Source organism: Chishuiella sp. (genome assembly GCF_032109125.1).
GTDB lineage: Bacteria > Bacteroidota > Bacteroidia > Flavobacteriales > Weeksellaceae > Empedobacter.
In genome coordinates this window covers 47889-65327 of sequence record NZ_DAMCLZ010000015.1, presented here as the reverse complement: position 1 = coordinate 65327, position 17439 = coordinate 47889, and the positions used below count along the sequence as shown (strand labels likewise).

Below are 17439 nucleotides of genomic sequence, written 5' to 3'. Positions count from 1 at the left end.
TTTGTAGTGGGATTTGATTTTTCTCGCCCAGAAACTTTTTGGTAAAAATCATAAAACTCTTTTGCCGTTAAATATTCATATACATTTGGTTCTGTTGCAAGAAAAGCTATATCAGTAGTTTTTAAATCTTCACTATTATAGAATATTTCTCAATTATACGTTTTTAAACCTGCAATAGCTTTTAATAACGTACTTTTCCCTTGTCCATTTCTGCCGAAAAGACCATAAAGTCCAACTGAATTTATAGAGATATCAATGTTATTAAGTATTGTTTTTTCATAGTATTTAATTGATTTAATTTTTAATCTAAAATTAGGTTGATTCATAGAACAGTTTTTATAAATAAAAATACTTATAAAGTTTTTATAAAATAGTACTATACTACTACATATTTTATAAATTAGCGAGTTCGAATTACAGCAATTATGAGTGTATACAATGTTATATTGTCAGGAGGTGTAGGAAGTAGACTTTGGCCTCTTTCAAGAAAAAGTCATCCTAAGCAATATTTACCATTATTTGATGGAAAGTCTTTATTTGAATTGACTATTGAAAGAAATTTATGTGTTGCAGATAAATTAATGATTATAGGAAATAAAGAAAATGATCATTTAAGTCAGGAAGCATTAGATAAATTTGATATAGAATATACAAAAATTGTAGAAGCTGTTCCTAGAAATACAGCCGCAGCAATCGCTTTTGCTGCATTAGCAGTTGATGATGATGATATTTTAATTGTAACTCCTTCAGATCATTTGATTGAAGATAAAGAGGTGTACAAAGAAGCAATGCAAAAAGCTATTGAATTAGCTGAAAATGATTATATAGTAACATTTGGAGTTCAACCAACTCGTCCTGAAACAGGATATGGTTATATAGAACATAAAGGAGATAAAGTACTTTCTTTTCGTGAAAAACCTAATCATATAACAGCACAAGATTTTATTGAGCAAGGTAATTTTTTATGGAATAGTGGAATGTTTTGCTTTAAAGCTAAAGTTTTATTAAAAGAATTAAAAAAGTTCGAAAAAGAAATTTACGAAACATCAAAAACAGCTTGGAAAGAAAGTGTTAATGGAGAATTAGATGAAATTCTTTCTTTACAAATTCCTTCGAATAGTATAGATTATGCTGTCATGGAGCGTAGTAAAAAAATAAAAGTTGTTCCTGCGTGTTTCGTATGGAATGATTTAGGGTCTTTTGAATCTTTATACGATTACTTTCAGTTAAATGGTCATGATATTGATCGTAATGGAAATATGGTTATAGGAACAGATGTTTATACATCTTTTGTAGGGTTACAAAATTGTATTTTTGTTAATACCCCTACAGCTAATCTTATTTTACAAAAAGAATATTCTCAAGAAGTAAAGAATATTTATACACATTTAGAGAAAAATAATTCACCCTTAATTTAAAATTAAAATATTGTCTTTTTTTATGTTTTTATTCGAAATATAATTGAATTTTATTCGTTAGATTTGTTTTGAAACATTATAATTAAAAAGATGACAATAGGTATTACTTTTGGAATATTTGACTTATTACATGCAGGTCATGTAATGATGTTGGAAGAAGCAAAAAAACAATGTGATTATTTAATTGTAGGCTTAAATACAGATCCTGCATTGGTTGATCCTTCTAAAAATAATCCAACACAATCTATTGTAGAACGTTATATACAGTTAGAAGGTTGTCGTTTTGTTGATGAAATTATTCCTTACGAAACAGAACAAGATTTATTTGATATGCTAAGTGCTTTACCAGTTAATATTCGTATTATAGGTGAAGAGTATAGAGATAGAGATTTTAATGGTAAGCAGTATTGTATAGATAATGATATAAAAATTTATTACAACAAACGTAGTCATCGTTTTTCAAGTTCAGGACTTAGAAAAGTAGTAGCGACTTTAGAGAAAAAAAAGTAACAATATTTTTCAAGAAACAATGAATTTTTAAATGATGAATGATCAATATAAAATTGCTGTAATCGGTCTTGGTTACGTAGGTTTGCCATTAGCAAGATTATTTGCAACGAAGTACTCTGTAATTGGATTTGATATAAATCAAAATCGTATAGAAGAATTAAATTCAGGAAACGATTCTACATTAGAAGTAGATAATCAAAATTTAAAAGAAGTTTTAATAAAAAATAATCCAATTGAAAACAATGAAATTGGATTATTTTGTTCTTCAAATATAAGCGATATAAAAAATGCAAATATTTATATTGTAACAGTACCAACACCTGTAGATAAAAATAATAGACCGGATTTAACACCTCTAAAAAAAGCATCAGAAACGGTAGCGAAGGTTTTAGCTAAAAATGATATAGTAATCTATGAATCTACCGTTTACCCAGGAGTAACAGAAGAAGAATGTATTCCTGTTTTAGAGCAAAAATCAGGTTTAATTTTTAATCAAGATTTTTTTGCAGGCTATTCTCCGGAAAGAATTAATCCTGGAGATAAAAAACATACTGTAGAAAAAATTCTAAAAGTTACTTCAGGTTCAACACCAGAAATAGGTAAAATAGTAGATAATCTTTATCGTTCTGTAATTATAGCCGGAACACATTTGGCTCCATCAATAAAAGTTGCAGAAGCTTCTAAAGTAATAGAAAATTCTCAACGAGATATAAATATTGCATTTATAAATGAATTAGCGAAGATTTTTTCTTTAATGGATATAGATACAAATGATGTTTTAGAAGCTGCAGGAACAAAATGGAATTTCTTGAAATTTCAACCAGGTTTAGTAGGCGGACATTGTATTGGTGTAGATCCATTTTATTTAGCTCAGAAGGCTCAAGAAATAGGTTATTATTCTGAGTTGATTTTAGCTGCAAGAAGACTAAATGATTCTATGGGAGCATTTGTAGCTTCACAAATCGTAAAACTTTTAATTAACAAGGATATAAAAGTGAAAGGAGCTAAAATATTGAATTTAGGAATTACTTTCAAAGAGAATTGTCCAGATATAAGAAATTCTAAAGCAATTGATGTTATTAGAGCTTTAGAAGAATATGGAATTAAAGTCGAAACTTACGATCCTTGGGTTGATGAAAAAGAGGTAAATAGAGAATATTCATTAAACTATCTTTCACAATTAAAAGAAGATAATAAATATGATGGTATTGTTCTAACTGTAGCACATAAAGAATTTTTAGAACTTGATTTTTCAAAATTTTTAAATGAGCAAGGTGTTATTTATGACGTAAAAGGAGTATTACCAAAAGAAAAAGTAGATAAAAGATTATAATGAAAGCAACAGAAACAAAATTGAAAGGCTGTTTTATTTTAGAGCCTACAGTTTTTGAGGATTCAAGAGGTTATTTTTTTGAATCATATAATGAAAATAAGATAAAAGAAATTTTAGGTTATGTACCAAATTTTGTACAGGATAATCAATCAAATTCTTCTTATGGAGTAATCAGAGGTCTTCATATACAAGAAGGAGATTATGCTCAAGCAAAATTAGTGCGAGTTGTGGAGGGAAGTGTTATAGATGTAGCTGTAGATGTTCGCCCAGAATCAGAAACTTTTGGTCAATCTGTTGCGGTTGAGTTATCTGCAGAAAATAAAAAACAATTATTTATCCCAAGAGGTTTTTTACACGGTTTTTCAGTGATTTCTGAAAAAGCAACTTTTTTTTATAAATGTGATAATGGATACAATAAATCTTCTGAGAATGGAGTTAATCCATTAGATCCTGAACTTAGGATTGAATGGGGGATTCCAGAAGATAAAATGATTATTTCTGAAAAAGATTTAGAAGCACAATCATTTGATTCTTTTAAAAAATAATTAAAATTTTGAATAAGAAATAAACAGTTAATCTCTTTTTTGATATAAGACTCTAATTGTTTTTATTTATAAAATATTTATATATGAAAATTACTGTAGTAGGAACAGGATATGTAGGTTTATCAAATGCTATTTTATTAGCACAACATAATGAAGTAATTGCATTAGATATTATTCCTGAAAAGATAGAAATGTTAAATAATAAGTTGTCTCCAATTGAAGATAAAGAGATTATTGAATTTTTAGCTGAAAAAGAATTGAATTTCAAAGCGACCTTAAATAAGGAAGAAGCTTATAAAAATTCAGAATTTGTAATTATTGCAACTCCGACAGATTATGATCCTAAAACAAATTACTTTAACACCAATAGTGTTGAAAAAGTAATAGAAGATGTAATAAGATATAATCCTACAGCAGTAATAATTGTAAAGTCAACTGTTCCTGTTGGTTTTACAAAAGACGTAAAACAAAAATATACAATTGATAATGTTATTTTTTCTCCAGAGTTTTTAAGAGAAGGAAAAGCATTATATGATAATTTATACCCTTCTCGTATTATTATAGGAGAACAAAGTGATAGAGCGCAAGTTTTCGCAAACCTTTTAAAGCAAGGAGCGATTAAACAAGATATTGAAACTTTATTCACTGATTCAACTGAAGCAGAAGCTATAAAATTATTTTCTAATACTTATTTAGCAATGCGTGTAGCTTATTTTAATGAATTGGATAGTTATGCCCAAATTAATGGATTAGATAGTAAACAAATTATAGAAGGAGTAGGTTTAGATCCTAGAATTGGGTCTCATTATAATAATCCATCATTTGGATACGGAGGATATTGTTTACCAAAAGATACAAAACAGTTGTTAGCTAATTATAATTCTGTACCTAATAATATTATTCAAGCAATTGTAGATGCTAATCGTACACGTAAAGATTTTATTGCAGATTCTATTATTGCAAAAGGACCTAAAAAAGTTGGTGTTTATCGTTTGATTATGAAATCTGGTTCAGATAATTTCCGAGCATCTGCTATACAAGGTGTAATGAAAAGAATAAAAGCAAAAGGGATAGAAGTTGAGGTTTTTGAGCCAGCTCTTAAAGAAGATAATTTTTTTGGGTCAAAGGTCGTAAGCGATTTAGAGCAATTTAAAAAAGAATGTGACGTAATAATTTCTAATCGAAATGCACCTGAATTGTCTGATGTACAAGAAAAAGTTTATACAAGAGATCTTTTTGGAAACGATTAATTAAATATTTATAGTTATTCGAATCTTGAAATAAAAGTATGCTACTCAGAGCTTGTCGAAGAGTCTTTGTAGTTAGAAAGTATTTATGTTATTCGAATTTCTAAACTCTAACAATAAAAAACTAAGAGAAAATGAATCAAGAAAATAAAAAAATATTAGTTACTGGATCAGCAGGATTTATAGGTTTTTATTTAAGTAAAGCATTATTGAATCTTGGTTATAAAGTTATAGGTCTAGATAATATTAATGATTATTATGATATTAATTTAAAATATAATCGACTAAAAGAATTAGGAATTAATCGGGAAGAAGCTGAAGAATTTAATTTTTTAGCACAATCTTCAATAGAAGAAAATTTCAAATTTATACGATTAAATCTAGAAGACAGAGAAAATCTACCTCAATTATTTAAAAAACAAAACTTTGATTATGTGGTTAATTTAGCTGCACAAGCAGGGGTTCGTTATAGTTTAGAGAATCCAATGGCTTATGTAGATAGTAACTTGGTCGGCTTTGTAAATATTTTAGAATGTTGTAGACATAATAATATAAAACATTTTGTTTATGCTTCTAGCTCTTCAGTTTATGGAGAAAATGAAAAGATTCCATTCAGTGAAAACGATCAAGTAGATCATCCTGTTAGTTTATATGCTGCAACTAAAAAAGCGAATGAACTAATGGCTCACACGTATAGTCATTTATATCATTTACCAACATCAGGACTACGTTTTTTTACGGTTTATGGTCCTTGGGGTCGTCCTGATATGGCTCCTATGTTATTCGTTGATGCAATTACTAATAATCGTGAAATTAAAGTATTTAATAACGGTGAAATGAGCCGTGATTTTACATTTATAGAAGATATAGTGCAAGGAATAATAATAACTTTGCATCATCCATGCAATAAAAATATAGCTTATCAGTTATTTAATATAGGTAACGGATCTCCAGTGTCTTTAATGTATTTTATAGAATGCATAGAGAATTCATTAGGAGTTAAAGCGAAAAAAAATATGCTACCTATGCAGCCAGGTGATGTTCCAAGAACATGGGCTGACACTACTTCACTCAACCAACTAGGGTACAGAAGTACCACACCTATAGAAGAAGGCATTCAGCAATTTGTTGAATGGTTTAAAGGGTATTATAAAAAATAATAAAAATGGAACACGATATAAGACCGTGGGGTGAGTATTGGGTATTAGAGGATGCTGATACACATAAGGTAAAGCGTATACAAGTAAATCCAGGAGGTAGATTATCTTTACAGTATCATCATCAAAGAGCAGAAGTATGGACTATTGTTTCTGGGATTGGTACAATTACTATCAATGAAACGATTAAAGACTATAAAGTAGGAGAAGTTGCTCAAATTCCATTAGGTGCTCATCATCGCATAGAAAATAAAACTTCAGAACCTGTTGTATTCATAGAGGTACAGCATGGAACTTATTTTGGGGAAGATGATATTGTTAGAGTTGAAGATGATTATAATAGATCATGAGTATAGTACATGTTTTATTAACAGGAGGTATAGGAAGTCGTCTTTGGCCTTTATCAAGAAAAACTAGTCCCAAACAATATTTAAATTTATTTGATGGAAAGTCTTTATTCGAATTAACTATAAATCGTAATAAAGAAATAGCAGATAAAATTATAATTGTAGGTAATAAAGATAATTCTCATCTTAGTCAAAAAGCGATGGAGTTATGTAATTTACCTTATACAAATATTATTGAATCTACACCTAGGAATACTGCTGCGGCAATAGCCTTTGCAGCTTTTAGTGTTAATTCTGATAGTATTCTTATCATTACTCCTTCAGATCATCTTATATCTGGCATGCCATCATATCAAGAAGCAATGAATGAAGGAATAAAGAAAGCAGAGCAAGGTTTTATTGTTACCTTCGGAATAAAACCTACTCGTCCAGAAACTGGATATGGATATATAGAGCATGAAGATGATTTTGTAAAATCTTTTCGTGAAAAACCAAATAAAGATACTGCTGAAGATTTTATTGAAAAAGGTAATTTTTTATGGAATAGTGGAATGTTTTGTTTTAAAGCTTCAGTATTCTTAGAAGAATTAAAATTTTATGAAAAAGAACTATATATAAAAGCATATGATGCTTGGAAAAATTCTAAAAATGGTTTTTTGGATGAAAACTTATCTTTAGAAATACCTAGTATATCAGTTGATTATGCCGTGATGGAACGTTCTAAAAAGATAAGGGTAGTTTCTACATCATTTGAATGGTCTGACTTAGGTTCTTTTGAATCTCTTTATGAATATTTTGTGACTAATGGTTATTCAAAAGATGAAAATGGTAATATAGTTATAGGAACTGATATTTTCACAGGATTCGTTGGGTTAGAAAATACCATATTAGTTCATACAAAAGATGCTCTTCTTGTCGTTCAAAAAGAAAAATCTCAAGATGTTAAAAAGATATACAATGTGTTAGATAAAATGCAATCTAAATTATTGGATTAATAACTTTTAATAAAAAAAGTATTATGGATAAAAATAAAAAAATATATATCGCAGGTCACAACGGTATGGTTGGCTCTGCTATTTGGAGACAATTATTAAGTAATGGTTATACTAACTTAATTGGAAAATCATCAAAAGAATTAGATTTAAGGAACCAATTTGCTGTAAAAGAATTTTTTGAAAAAGAACAACCAGATGTTGTGATAGATGCTGCTGCTCGTGTTGGAGGAATTTTAGCGAATAATAGCTATCCATACCAATTTTTGATGGAGAATATGCAAATTCAAAATAATTTGATTGATAATTCTTTATTAAATAATGTGGAAAAATTCATTTTTTTAGGATCATCTTGTATTTATCCAAAGTTCGCTTCTCAACCATTAAAAGAAGAATATTTATTAACAGATTCTTTAGAACCAACAAATGAATGGTATGCAGTAGCAAAAATAACAGGAATTAAATCATGTGAAGCAATTAGAAAGCAATTTGATAAAGATTATGTTTCTTTAATGCCAACGAATTTATATGGAACATATGATAATTTTGATTTAAATACGTCTCATGTTTTACCAGCCATGATTCGTAAGTTTCATGAAGCTAAAGTGAATAATAATACTCCAGTTACTTTATGGGGATCAGGAACTCCTCTACGTGAATTTTTATTTGTAGATGATATGGCAGCTTCAGTTATTTTTGCTTTAGAAAATAAATTACCAGAACACTTGTATAATGTAGGAACAGGAGAAGATCTTACAATAAAAGCATTAGCAGAATTAATCCAATCAATTGTGGGGCATACAGGTGATATTATTTGGGATAGTGAAAAACCAGATGGAACACCTCGTAAATTAATGGACATCTCTAAAATGCATGCTTTAGGATGGAAACATAAAATAGGATTATCAGAAGGTATACAACAAACATATCAATGGTTTTTAGAAAACCAAGATAATTTTAAAGAAGTAAAAATTTAATACACTAAACAAAGGGATGAAAGTAGCATTAATTACAGGAATAACAGGACAAGATGGTTCTTATTTAGCTGAATTATTATTAGAAAAAGGATATATGGTTCATGGGATAAAAAGAAGAGCATCTTCATTTAATACCCAAAGAATAGACCATTTATATATTGATCAACACGAACAACATGTAAATTTTAAATTACATTATGGAGATTTAACAGATTCAACAAATATAATTCGAATTATACAACAAATTCAACCTGATGAAATTTATAATTTAGGTGCAATGTCTCATGTAAAAGTATCTTTTGATTCTCCTGAGTACGTAGCTAATGTAGACGGAATGGGAACATTACGTATCTTAGAAGCTGTTCGTATTTTAGGGTTAGAGAAAAAAACACGTATTTACCAAGCTTCAACTTCTGAGCTGTACGGAGGACTTCCTGAGAATAAAAATGCAGCAGGTTTCTATGATGAAAACTCACCATTTTATCCTCGTTCACCTTATGGAGTTGCTAAAATATATGGTTTCTGGATTACTAAAAATTATAGAGAAGCTTATAATATGTATGCATGTAATGGTATTTTATTTAACCATGAATCTCCTCGTCGTGGAGAAACATTCGTAACACGTAAAATCACTATGGCAACAGCTGCAATTGCTTTGGGTAAACAAGACACGCTTTATTTAGGTAATCTTAACGCACTACGTGATTGGGGACATGCTAAAGATTATGTAGAGGCAATGTGGCGTATACTACAACAAGAAACGGCAGAAGATTTTGTAATTGCTACAGGAGTAACAACATCTGTTAGAGATTTTGTAAAAATGGCATTCAATGAAATTGGTGTTGAGTTAGCTTTTGAAGGTGAAAATGAAAATGAAATCGCTAAAGTTGTAAAATGTTCTAATCCTCTTTATCAATTAGAAATAGGAAAAGTAGTTGTAAAAGTAGATCCTGCTTATTACAGACCTACCGAAGTTGATTTACTGTTAGGAGATCCAACAAAATCTAAAACAAAATTGGGTTGGGAGCCTCAGTATGATTTAGTTGGCTTAGTAAAAGATATGATGGAGTCTGATTTGGTTTATGTTGATAAATGGCATAATGCAAATTGGGAAAATATTGTTGGGTAAATTATAATATTAAATGGTAATAATTGAATTTTTAAAGAATAAATTATTTAATCTAGATAGTAGAAGTTATAAAATGATTATAAATATTTTCTTATCTTTTTTATTTAAAGGAGGAAACATGGTAATTAATTTTATATTGGTTCCAATAACAATTAATTTATTAACATCTAACGAATATGGTTTATGGCTTACTTTGAGTTCAATTATTGCCTGGTTTGGAATATCTGATATTGGATTAGGTAATGGTCTTCGTAATAGATTTGCAGAAGCAGTAGCAAATAATGATAAATATAAAGCTAGAGAATATGTAAGTACAACTTACTTTGTAATATCAGTATTTATAATCATTGTGTGGTCTTTATTTTCATTTATAAATATTTATATTGATTGGACTAGTTTACTAAATTTAGATAGTACTTTAAAAGAAGATTTATCGCAGACAATGTTTATTTTAATAAGTTTTTTTTCAGTTCAATTTATTGTAAATATAATCAACACTATTTTATATGCTAATCAAGAGCCAGGAAGAGTCGCAAAAAATAGTTTTTTAGGTAATCTATTAGTGTTGATTTGTATACAAGTACTAGTTTTATTAAAAATAAAAGGATCGTTAGTCTTGTTTGCTATTATAACTAATATTTTTCCTCTGATAGTAACCCTTATATTAACATTTATTATGTTTAATGGTTCATTAAAGGATTATAGGCCATCATTAAAGTTAGTAAGATTAAAATATATGAATGATCTTATGAATTTAGGATTAAAATTCTTTTTTATTCAAATTTCAATGATCTTTATTTTACAGTCTACAAATATTTTAATAACAAGATTATTAGGAGCTAATGAGGTAACCGTTTTTAATATTGCTTATAGATACTTTTCTATTCCACTTACAATTTCATTAATAATTTTTTCTCCTCTATGGAGCGCATTTACTGATGCTTATAGTAAAAATGATTTTAATTGGATAAAAAAAATTTATGTCAAAGCAAATTATTTTATGGCATGTATTATTTTTTCATATATAATATTTTTTTTATTAAGTGATTATATTTATAATATATGGATAGGTAAGAAAGTCATAATACCTTTTAAAGTTTCTTTTTTAATGATGATTTATATGATATTTTTAACTTATTTTTCATCATTTATACTTTTAATAAATGGAATAGGGAAATTAAAAATTCAATTATACTTGTATGTTATATCAGCTCCTATTTATATATTTTTAGCAAATATATTAGGTACTAAATATGAACTAAACGGTATTATTATTTCTAATATAATAATTTATTTGATTTTTAGTTTTTTTACGTATTATCAGTTAAATAAATTGATAAATAATAAAGCAAAAGGAATTTGGAATAAATAGGTTATGACAAATAGTAATATTAAAACATTTTTATTTTCATTATTTTCAGGAGCTAGAATAAATTTAATTGGTCAACTTTTTGGTTCTGAAGTTTTTGCTTTGTTATTTCTTCCGTATAAAAAAATTTTTAGTTTTTTTAGAATTTATCCATTTAAGCAATTAACTATTCCTTATTTATTTTTTATTATAGCTTTAATAATAAGCGATATTTTTATAAATAATACAGGGGTAGATAATTTTTTAAGAGGTTGGGCTAGCGTTATTTTTTCTTTAATTCAATTAATTTTTTTATTTACGTTATTTACAAAATCAGAGAATAATTATAATATATTTTTGATAAGTTCAGCAATATCTTTTTTTATTTTTAGACCAGAAATGAATAGCGAATTTGTTTTAGAAGGTAATGATTTTAAAGTATATTACATGGCGGGAGTAAACTATTTGATATTATTTATAGGATACTATTTAGGTAAGAAAAAAGCAATGTATGTTTTTGTATTATTTTTTAGTTATTCATTGTTTTGTATGATTGCTGACGCTAGATCAAATGGAGTAGTTTATTTTTTTACAGGTCTTTTATTAATTATAAAGATGAAAAAAATTAAATTAACAAAAGATAAACTTGTTATGATTTTTTTGTTAATTCTTATTATTGGTTATTGTAGTTATATAATATATGTAAATAGTGTATTAAAAGGAGAAATAGGAGGTTCTAATGCTCAACAATTAAAATCATTAAATAATCCTTATAATCCAATTGAATTAATTGTAACAGGAAGAAAAGAAGCTTTATTTCCTATTTATCCAATTAAAGATCATTTTGTTTTCGGCTTAGGCTCATGGGCTGAAGATAATTCCGGAAAATATATAAAACTATATAATTCAATGAATGATGGACAACCTAGAGAAAGTAAACTTATTCCAGCTCATTCAATATTTTTTGCAACTTGGTTATGGTCAGGTATTCTTGGAGTTATTTCAGTAGTATTAATTTATTTTAGAGCTTTTAAAATGGCTTTCACTTTATATACGAAAACGAATAAACGAATACTTATACTTATTATACCTTTATTATTTGACCAAATATGGAATTTTTTCTTTTCTCCAATGGGACATATGAGAATTTCATCACCTTTCTTTTTAGCTATAACAGCTATTGAATTTTATAAATATATTAAATATGATAAAAAAACCTCTCTTTAGTATTGTAATTGTTAATTATAATTATGGTAAATTTCTTAAACAAGCTATAGAATCAGTAATTAATCAAAAATTTAATAATTATGAATTAATAATTATTGACGGAGGTAGTACTGATGATAGTGTAGATATTATTAAATCTTTTGAATCACATATTTCTTATTGGATATCAGAAAAAGATAATGGGCAAAGTGATGCTTTTAATAAAGGCTTTTCAAAAGCTAATGGTGAATTTTATTTTTGGCTTAATGCAGATGATATTTTAATGCCTAATAGTCTTATTAATATTTCTAATTATTTAAATAAAGATAATAAATGTAAGTGGATTGCGGCAAATACAGTTTTCTTTAATGAAGACAATGAAATATTAAGATGTAGAAGAGGTATAAAATGGAAAGATTTTTTAATTAAACAAGGGCCTATATATGTTTATGGACCTTCTACAATTTTCCATAAAGAATTATATAATAAAGCAAATGGCTTTGACGAAGGATTATATTATACAATGGATACAGATTTATGGATGAGATTTTCTAATTTAGGGTATAAATTTTATAGATTACCAAAATATGTTTGGGGTTTAAGAATTCATAATGAATCAAAGACATCACACGCTTTTACGAATATGGCAAATCCAAAATTTGAAAAAGAAAGATTATATATTCAATCAAAAAATAATTGGACTTATAAATCCCAAAAAATAATATTTCAAAAAATATATAAAATTTTAAGTGGTACGTATTTATTCTCCTATATCGATACGTTAAATTATAAAAATACAAAATTACAAAAATGAAAATAATCATTCAGGTGTTATTTTTCATGTTTCCATGGAAAATAAGAAGAATTTTATTAAATAAAATTTTTAAATATGATATACATAAAACATCTAAAATAGGATATTCAATTATTCTTTCAAAAAAATTACTTATGGAAAAGCATTCTAGAATAGGTAATTTCTCTTTTTGTCAGGGTATTGATTTATTGCATTTAAAAGAATATGGTAGGTTAGGAACTTTTAATTACATCACAGGTTATTCATCTTATTTGAAAAGTCATTTTTCTCATGTTAAAAATCGAAAATGTGAATTTATTATAGGTAAACATAGTGCAGTAACTTCTAGACATTTTTTAGATGCAACTGCAGGAATATATATAGGTAATTACACAACTTTTGCTGGTATTAAATCTCAGATATTAACCCATAGTATTGATATTGAGTTGAATATACAAGATGCCGAGATGGTAGAAATAGGTGATTATTGTTTTGTAGGTACGGCTTGTATTTTTTTGAAAGGGTCTAAACTTCCTAATAATAGTATTTTAGGAGCTAATTCATTACTTAATAAAAAAAATGAAAAAGAATGTGCTTTATATGGAGGTGTCCCAGCAAGATATATAAAAGATATACCTATAGAAAAATATAAGTATTTTCAAAGAAAAATAGGTTTTGTAAAATAATTTTATGAAGATAGTCCATTGTATATCTTCATTAGATATTTCAACCGGAGGACCGGCAAGAAGCTCTACAAGTTTGATTAATGAGTTATTATTAGATTCAAGTATTTCGACAATAGATGTTTTGACTTTATTATCTAACCAACCAATTATAAATCAATGTATTAATGATAAAGGGAATATTCAGTTTTTTTCACCTTCAATTTCTAAGTATTCTAAAGGTCTAAAAAAATATTTGAATAAATCTAAAGAATCAGATATTTATCATGCACATGGTATATGGGGATTAACAATGCATCAAGTTGTTAAAGAAGCAAGGAAGTATGAAAAACCTTATATTATTTCTGCTAGAGGAATGTTAGAACCTTGGTCTATGCAGCAAAGTAGACTAAAGAAAAAACTTGCAATGTTTTTGTACCAACATAAAGATTTAAAAAATGCAGCATGTATACATGCTACGGCATTATCAGAAGCAGAAAGTATACGAAATTTAGGTTATAAAAATCCAATTGCAGTTATTCCGAATGGGATTGATTTATCTGAATATCCTCTGAAAGAGAAAAAAAATGAAATAAGTGATAGAAAAAAAACACTGCTTTTTTTATCACGCATTCATCCTAAAAAAGGAATTGAAATTCTTTTAGAGACTTGGGAAAATATTTCAAAAGTAAATAGAAAAGACTGGCAAATAGAGATAGCAGGAAATGGAGAGGAAAGTTATATCAAAGAATTAGATGATAAAATTGTTAATCTCGGTCTACAAGACTCTGTAAAAATTATAGGACCTCAATTTGGAGATGAAAAAATTGAAACCTATCACCGTGCAGATTTATTTATTTTACCGACCTATTCAGAAAATTTTGGAATGGTAGTAGCAGAAGCCTTGGCTTGTGGAGTACCAGTAATTACAACTAAAGGAACTCCATGGGAAGATTTGAAGCAATATCAATCTGGTGCTTGGATTGATATAGGAGTAGAACCTTTAAAACAATGTTTAGAACAATATTTAATAAAAGATAGATCTGAATTACAACAAATGGGAGTAAACGGAAGAAAGTTGGTAGAAGATAAATATTCTATTCAATCTGTTGCTAAACAATTTATAGAATTGTACCAATGGATGATATATAAAAATAATAAACCAAATTTTGTAATAGCATGAAAATTATTCAATTAATTTCTGAGATAGATAATGAATCTAATGGCGTTGCTAATTCCGCACCAAATTTAACATTAGAATTAAATAATTTAGTAGATGATGTTAATATTTTTACATTTAGTAATAATACAGATAAGTGGAATAAAATAAATGTTGAGGTCTTTCCTATATGGGGGAAAAAATTGAATAATTCTTTTCAATTTTCACCGAAATTATATAGTACATTAAAAAATAATATTAATAATACTGATATTATCCACTGTCATGGTACACGTGTTTTTCCTTTTATAGTTCCCTTTTATATTAATAGATCTAAATCAAATTGTAAAATAATTATCTCTCCAAGAGGATCTTTTTGTGATTTTATAATAGGACAAAATAAAAAACAAAAATTTATTTCAGATTATTTTTTGGGTAATATGAAAGCTCTACACAATGCAGATATGTTTCATGCGACTTCTTATCAAGAATATGAAGAAATTAGAAAATTAGGATTAAATCAACCTGTAGCTATTATTTCAAATGGAATAGTATTTAATGATAGGATTGATATAGAAAAGAAAAAAACGTTATTATTTCTTTCAAGAATAGATAGAAAAAAAAATATAGAAACATTACTTAAAGCCTGGAGTATAATAAAAGATGAGTTTAAAGATTGGAATCTTAAAATTGTAGGATCAGGTGAATCTAATTATTTTAAAAGCTTAACAGATTTATCAGTAGAATTAAAGAATGAAAGAGTTAGATTTTTAGGAGAAATTAAAGGAAAAGAAAAATTTGATTTAATGGCTAGTTCAAGTCTTTTTATATTGCCATCATTCAATGAAAATTTTGGAAATGTTATTGTAGAATCACTCTCTTTTGAAACACCTGTAATAACAACTAAGGGAACACCTTGGGAAAGTGTAGTAGAAAAAGAATGTGGATGGTGGATTTCTACAGATTTAGATGAGGTTGTAACACAGTTAAGAGATTCTATGTCAATGTCCATAGGTGATTTACATACAATGGGTAAAAACGGTAGAGAATGGATTAATAAGGAATTTTTGTGGAATTTTAAAGCTAAACAAATGTTACAAGCTTATAATTGGATTACTGGTAAAGATTCAGCTAAACCAGATTTTATTATTTTATAAAAAAGTATGGATTTATCAAATTATAAAGAATCTAAGCCTAAAAATTTTAAAAGAATTTTATGGTATATTGTTAATGGAACTATTTTTAGATGTTTACCATCTGTATATTTGAAATATTTTAGAAATTTATTATTGAGATTATTTGGAGCAAAAATTCCTATGGGGGTATTAGTTTATCCATCATGTAAAATTTATGCTCCTTGGAATTTAGAAATGAAAGAATATAGTTGTATTGGACCTAATACAGAAATTTATAATAAAGCTAAAATTACTATTGGTAAAAATAGTGTTATATCTCAAGGTGCTTTTTTATGTTCTGCATCACATGACGTTAATGATAAAAATCATTCTTTAATTATAAAACCAATAATTTTAGAAGATAAAGCATGGGTAGGTGCTGATGCTTTTATAGGAATGGGAGTAACAATAGGAGAGGGAGCTGTAGTTGGTGCAAGAGCTGCAGTTTTCAAGAATGTTGAACCATGGACAATTGTAGGTGGAAATCCTGCTAAATTCATAAAAAATAGAGTAATTAATGAGTAATCAATCTTCACTTACAGCAATAGTACTTACTTATAATGAAGAATTACATTTAGAAAGATGTTTACAATCATTACAAAGCGTTTGTTCAGATATTGTAATTGTAGATTCTTATTCTACAGATAAAACAAAGCAAATAGCAAAAAAATACAATGCACGCTTTTTTCAAAATGCTTGGACAAATCACGCTACACAGTTAAACTGGGGAATTGATAATACAGCTATAAAAACAGATTGGGTTATTCGTGTAGATGCAGATGAATATTTATCAGAAACATTACAAAAAGAAATTCAAGAAAAATTATCTATTCAGAAACATAATATAACAGGAATTAGAGTAAAACGTTTGATGTATTTTTTCGACCAACCACTAAAAAAATCAGGTATGTATCCTATATGGCACCTTAAAATATGGAGAAATGGGATGGCTCATTGTGAACAAAGATGGATGGATGAACGAATGAAACTTTCTTCAGGAGAAATTGCTTCTATTGATGGAGATCTTATTGACCATAATTTAAACAATTTAACTTGGTGGACAGCAAAACATAATGGTTATGCAACAAGAGAAGCGATAGATATATTAGATAAAATATATGGTTTTACGTCTGCAGAAATTGTGAAGGGTAAATTTTTTGGTTCTTCTGAAGAACGAAGAAGATGGTTAAAAGAGCGTTACTTAAAATTACCATTATTTGTACGACCTTTTATATTCTTTTTAATAAGATATTTTTTTCAATTAGGATTTATTGAAGGGAAAAGAGGTTTTATTTGGAATGTTTTACAATGTTTTTGGTATCGTTTTTTAGTGGATGCTAAAATTTATGAAGCGTATTACAAAGCTGGAAAAAATAAAGAAAAACTTATTCAGTTTTTTAAAGATGAATATGGATACGATGTTACAAAAGTCAGTTAAAAA

General features: G+C 27.5%; 19 protein-coding genes. 18 read left to right on the top strand and 1 reads right to left on the bottom strand.

Annotated features, from left to right (window positions below; translation table 11 throughout):
• Positions 1-149 precede the first annotated feature (149 nt).
• Entirely contained in the window at positions 150-326 is a 177-nt protein-coding gene (locus tag RT575_RS13570) for an ABC transporter ATP-binding protein (protein ID WP_313581548.1), read from the bottom strand.
• A 99-nt stretch (positions 327-425) separates the two neighbouring features.
• Here RT575_RS13570 and RT575_RS13565 point away from each other — a divergent pair, with 99 nt between their 5' ends.
• From RT575_RS13565 to RT575_RS13480, 18 genes are all read left to right on the top strand, one after another.
• Positions 426-1418 (top strand): mannose-1-phosphate guanylyltransferase, encoded by a 993-nt coding sequence (locus tag RT575_RS13565; RefSeq protein ID WP_313581546.1) that lies wholly within the window; start codon positions 426-428, stop codon positions 1416-1418.
• A 90-nt stretch (positions 1419-1508) separates the two neighbouring features.
• Positions 1509-1928 (top strand): adenylyltransferase/cytidyltransferase family protein, encoded by a 420-nt coding sequence (locus RT575_RS13560; RefSeq protein ID WP_313386835.1) that lies wholly within the window; start codon positions 1509-1511, stop codon positions 1926-1928.
• A gap of 34 nt (positions 1929-1962) precedes the next feature.
• Positions 1963-3261 carry a nucleotide sugar dehydrogenase gene (locus tag RT575_RS13555; RefSeq protein WP_313581571.1) on the top strand — a complete coding sequence of 433 codons (1299 nt, stop codon included), beginning with the start codon at positions 1963-1965 and terminating at the stop codon, positions 3259-3261.
• Positions 3261-3806, top strand: a complete 546-nt coding sequence (gene rfbC, locus RT575_RS13550; protein ID WP_313581544.1) for a dTDP-4-dehydrorhamnose 3,5-epimerase — start codon at positions 3261-3263, stop codon at positions 3804-3806. The genes RT575_RS13555 and rfbC overlap by 1 nt, the downstream gene beginning before the upstream one ends.
• Before the next feature lie 83 nt (positions 3807-3889).
• Positions 3890-5056: a nucleotide sugar dehydrogenase gene (locus tag RT575_RS13545; protein ID WP_313581542.1), complete on the top strand. Its 1167-nt coding sequence runs from the start codon at positions 3890-3892 to the stop codon at positions 5054-5056.
• Between the two features lie 131 nt (positions 5057-5187).
• Complete coding sequence (locus tag RT575_RS13540; RefSeq protein ID WP_313581540.1) at positions 5188-6213, top strand: NAD-dependent epimerase; 1026 nt, start codon at positions 5188-5190, stop codon at positions 6211-6213.
• 5 nt (positions 6214-6218) lie between these two features.
• On the top strand, positions 6219-6560 hold the full coding sequence (locus RT575_RS13535; protein ID WP_313386839.1) for a phosphomannose isomerase type II C-terminal cupin domain: 342 nt from the start codon (positions 6219-6221) through the stop codon (positions 6558-6560).
• Complete coding sequence (locus RT575_RS13530; protein WP_313581538.1) at positions 6557-7552, top strand: sugar phosphate nucleotidyltransferase; 996 nt, start codon at positions 6557-6559, stop codon at positions 7550-7552. The genes RT575_RS13535 and RT575_RS13530 overlap by 4 nt, the downstream gene beginning before the upstream one ends.
• Positions 7553-7575: 23 nt before the next feature.
• Positions 7576-8526: a GDP-L-fucose synthase gene (locus tag RT575_RS13525; RefSeq protein ID WP_313581536.1), complete on the top strand. Its 951-nt coding sequence runs from the start codon at positions 7576-7578 to the stop codon at positions 8524-8526.
• A 16-nt stretch (positions 8527-8542) separates the two neighbouring features.
• A complete protein-coding gene (gene gmd / locus RT575_RS13520; RefSeq protein ID WP_312067465.1) occupies positions 8543-9655 on the top strand; it encodes a GDP-mannose 4,6-dehydratase in 1113 nt (370 codons plus the stop codon).
• Between the two features lie 73 nt (positions 9656-9728).
• A complete protein-coding gene (locus RT575_RS13515) occupies positions 9729-11027 on the top strand; it encodes an oligosaccharide flippase family protein (RefSeq protein ID WP_312067463.1) in 1299 nt (432 codons plus the stop codon).
• 3 nt (positions 11028-11030) lie between these two features.
• Complete coding sequence (locus tag RT575_RS13510) at positions 11031-12230, top strand: hypothetical protein (protein WP_313581533.1); 1200 nt, start codon at positions 11031-11033, stop codon at positions 12228-12230.
• Entirely contained in the window at positions 12208-13023 is an 816-nt protein-coding gene (locus RT575_RS13505; RefSeq protein ID WP_312067460.1) for a glycosyltransferase family 2 protein, read from the top strand. Before RT575_RS13510 ends, RT575_RS13505 begins: the two co-directional genes overlap by 23 nt.
• Complete coding sequence (locus tag RT575_RS13500) at positions 13020-13688, top strand: acyltransferase (RefSeq protein ID WP_313581531.1); 669 nt, start codon at positions 13020-13022, stop codon at positions 13686-13688. The genes RT575_RS13505 and RT575_RS13500 overlap by 4 nt, the downstream gene beginning before the upstream one ends.
• Positions 13689-13692: 4 nt before the next feature.
• Positions 13693-14847, top strand: a complete 1155-nt coding sequence (locus RT575_RS13495) for a glycosyltransferase (protein ID WP_313581529.1) — start codon at positions 13693-13695, stop codon at positions 14845-14847.
• Complete coding sequence (locus RT575_RS13490; protein ID WP_313581527.1) at positions 14844-15980, top strand: glycosyltransferase; 1137 nt, start codon at positions 14844-14846, stop codon at positions 15978-15980. The genes RT575_RS13495 and RT575_RS13490 overlap by 4 nt, the downstream gene beginning before the upstream one ends.
• A 6-nt stretch (positions 15981-15986) precedes the next feature.
• A complete protein-coding gene (locus RT575_RS13485; protein ID WP_313581525.1) occupies positions 15987-16523 on the top strand; it encodes a DapH/DapD/GlmU-related protein in 537 nt (178 codons plus the stop codon).
• On the top strand, positions 16516-17436 hold the full coding sequence (locus tag RT575_RS13480; protein WP_313581523.1) for a glycosyltransferase family 2 protein: 921 nt from the start codon (positions 16516-16518) through the stop codon (positions 17434-17436). Before RT575_RS13485 ends, RT575_RS13480 begins: the two co-directional genes overlap by 8 nt.
• The last annotated feature ends 3 nt before the right edge of the window (positions 17437-17439 follow it).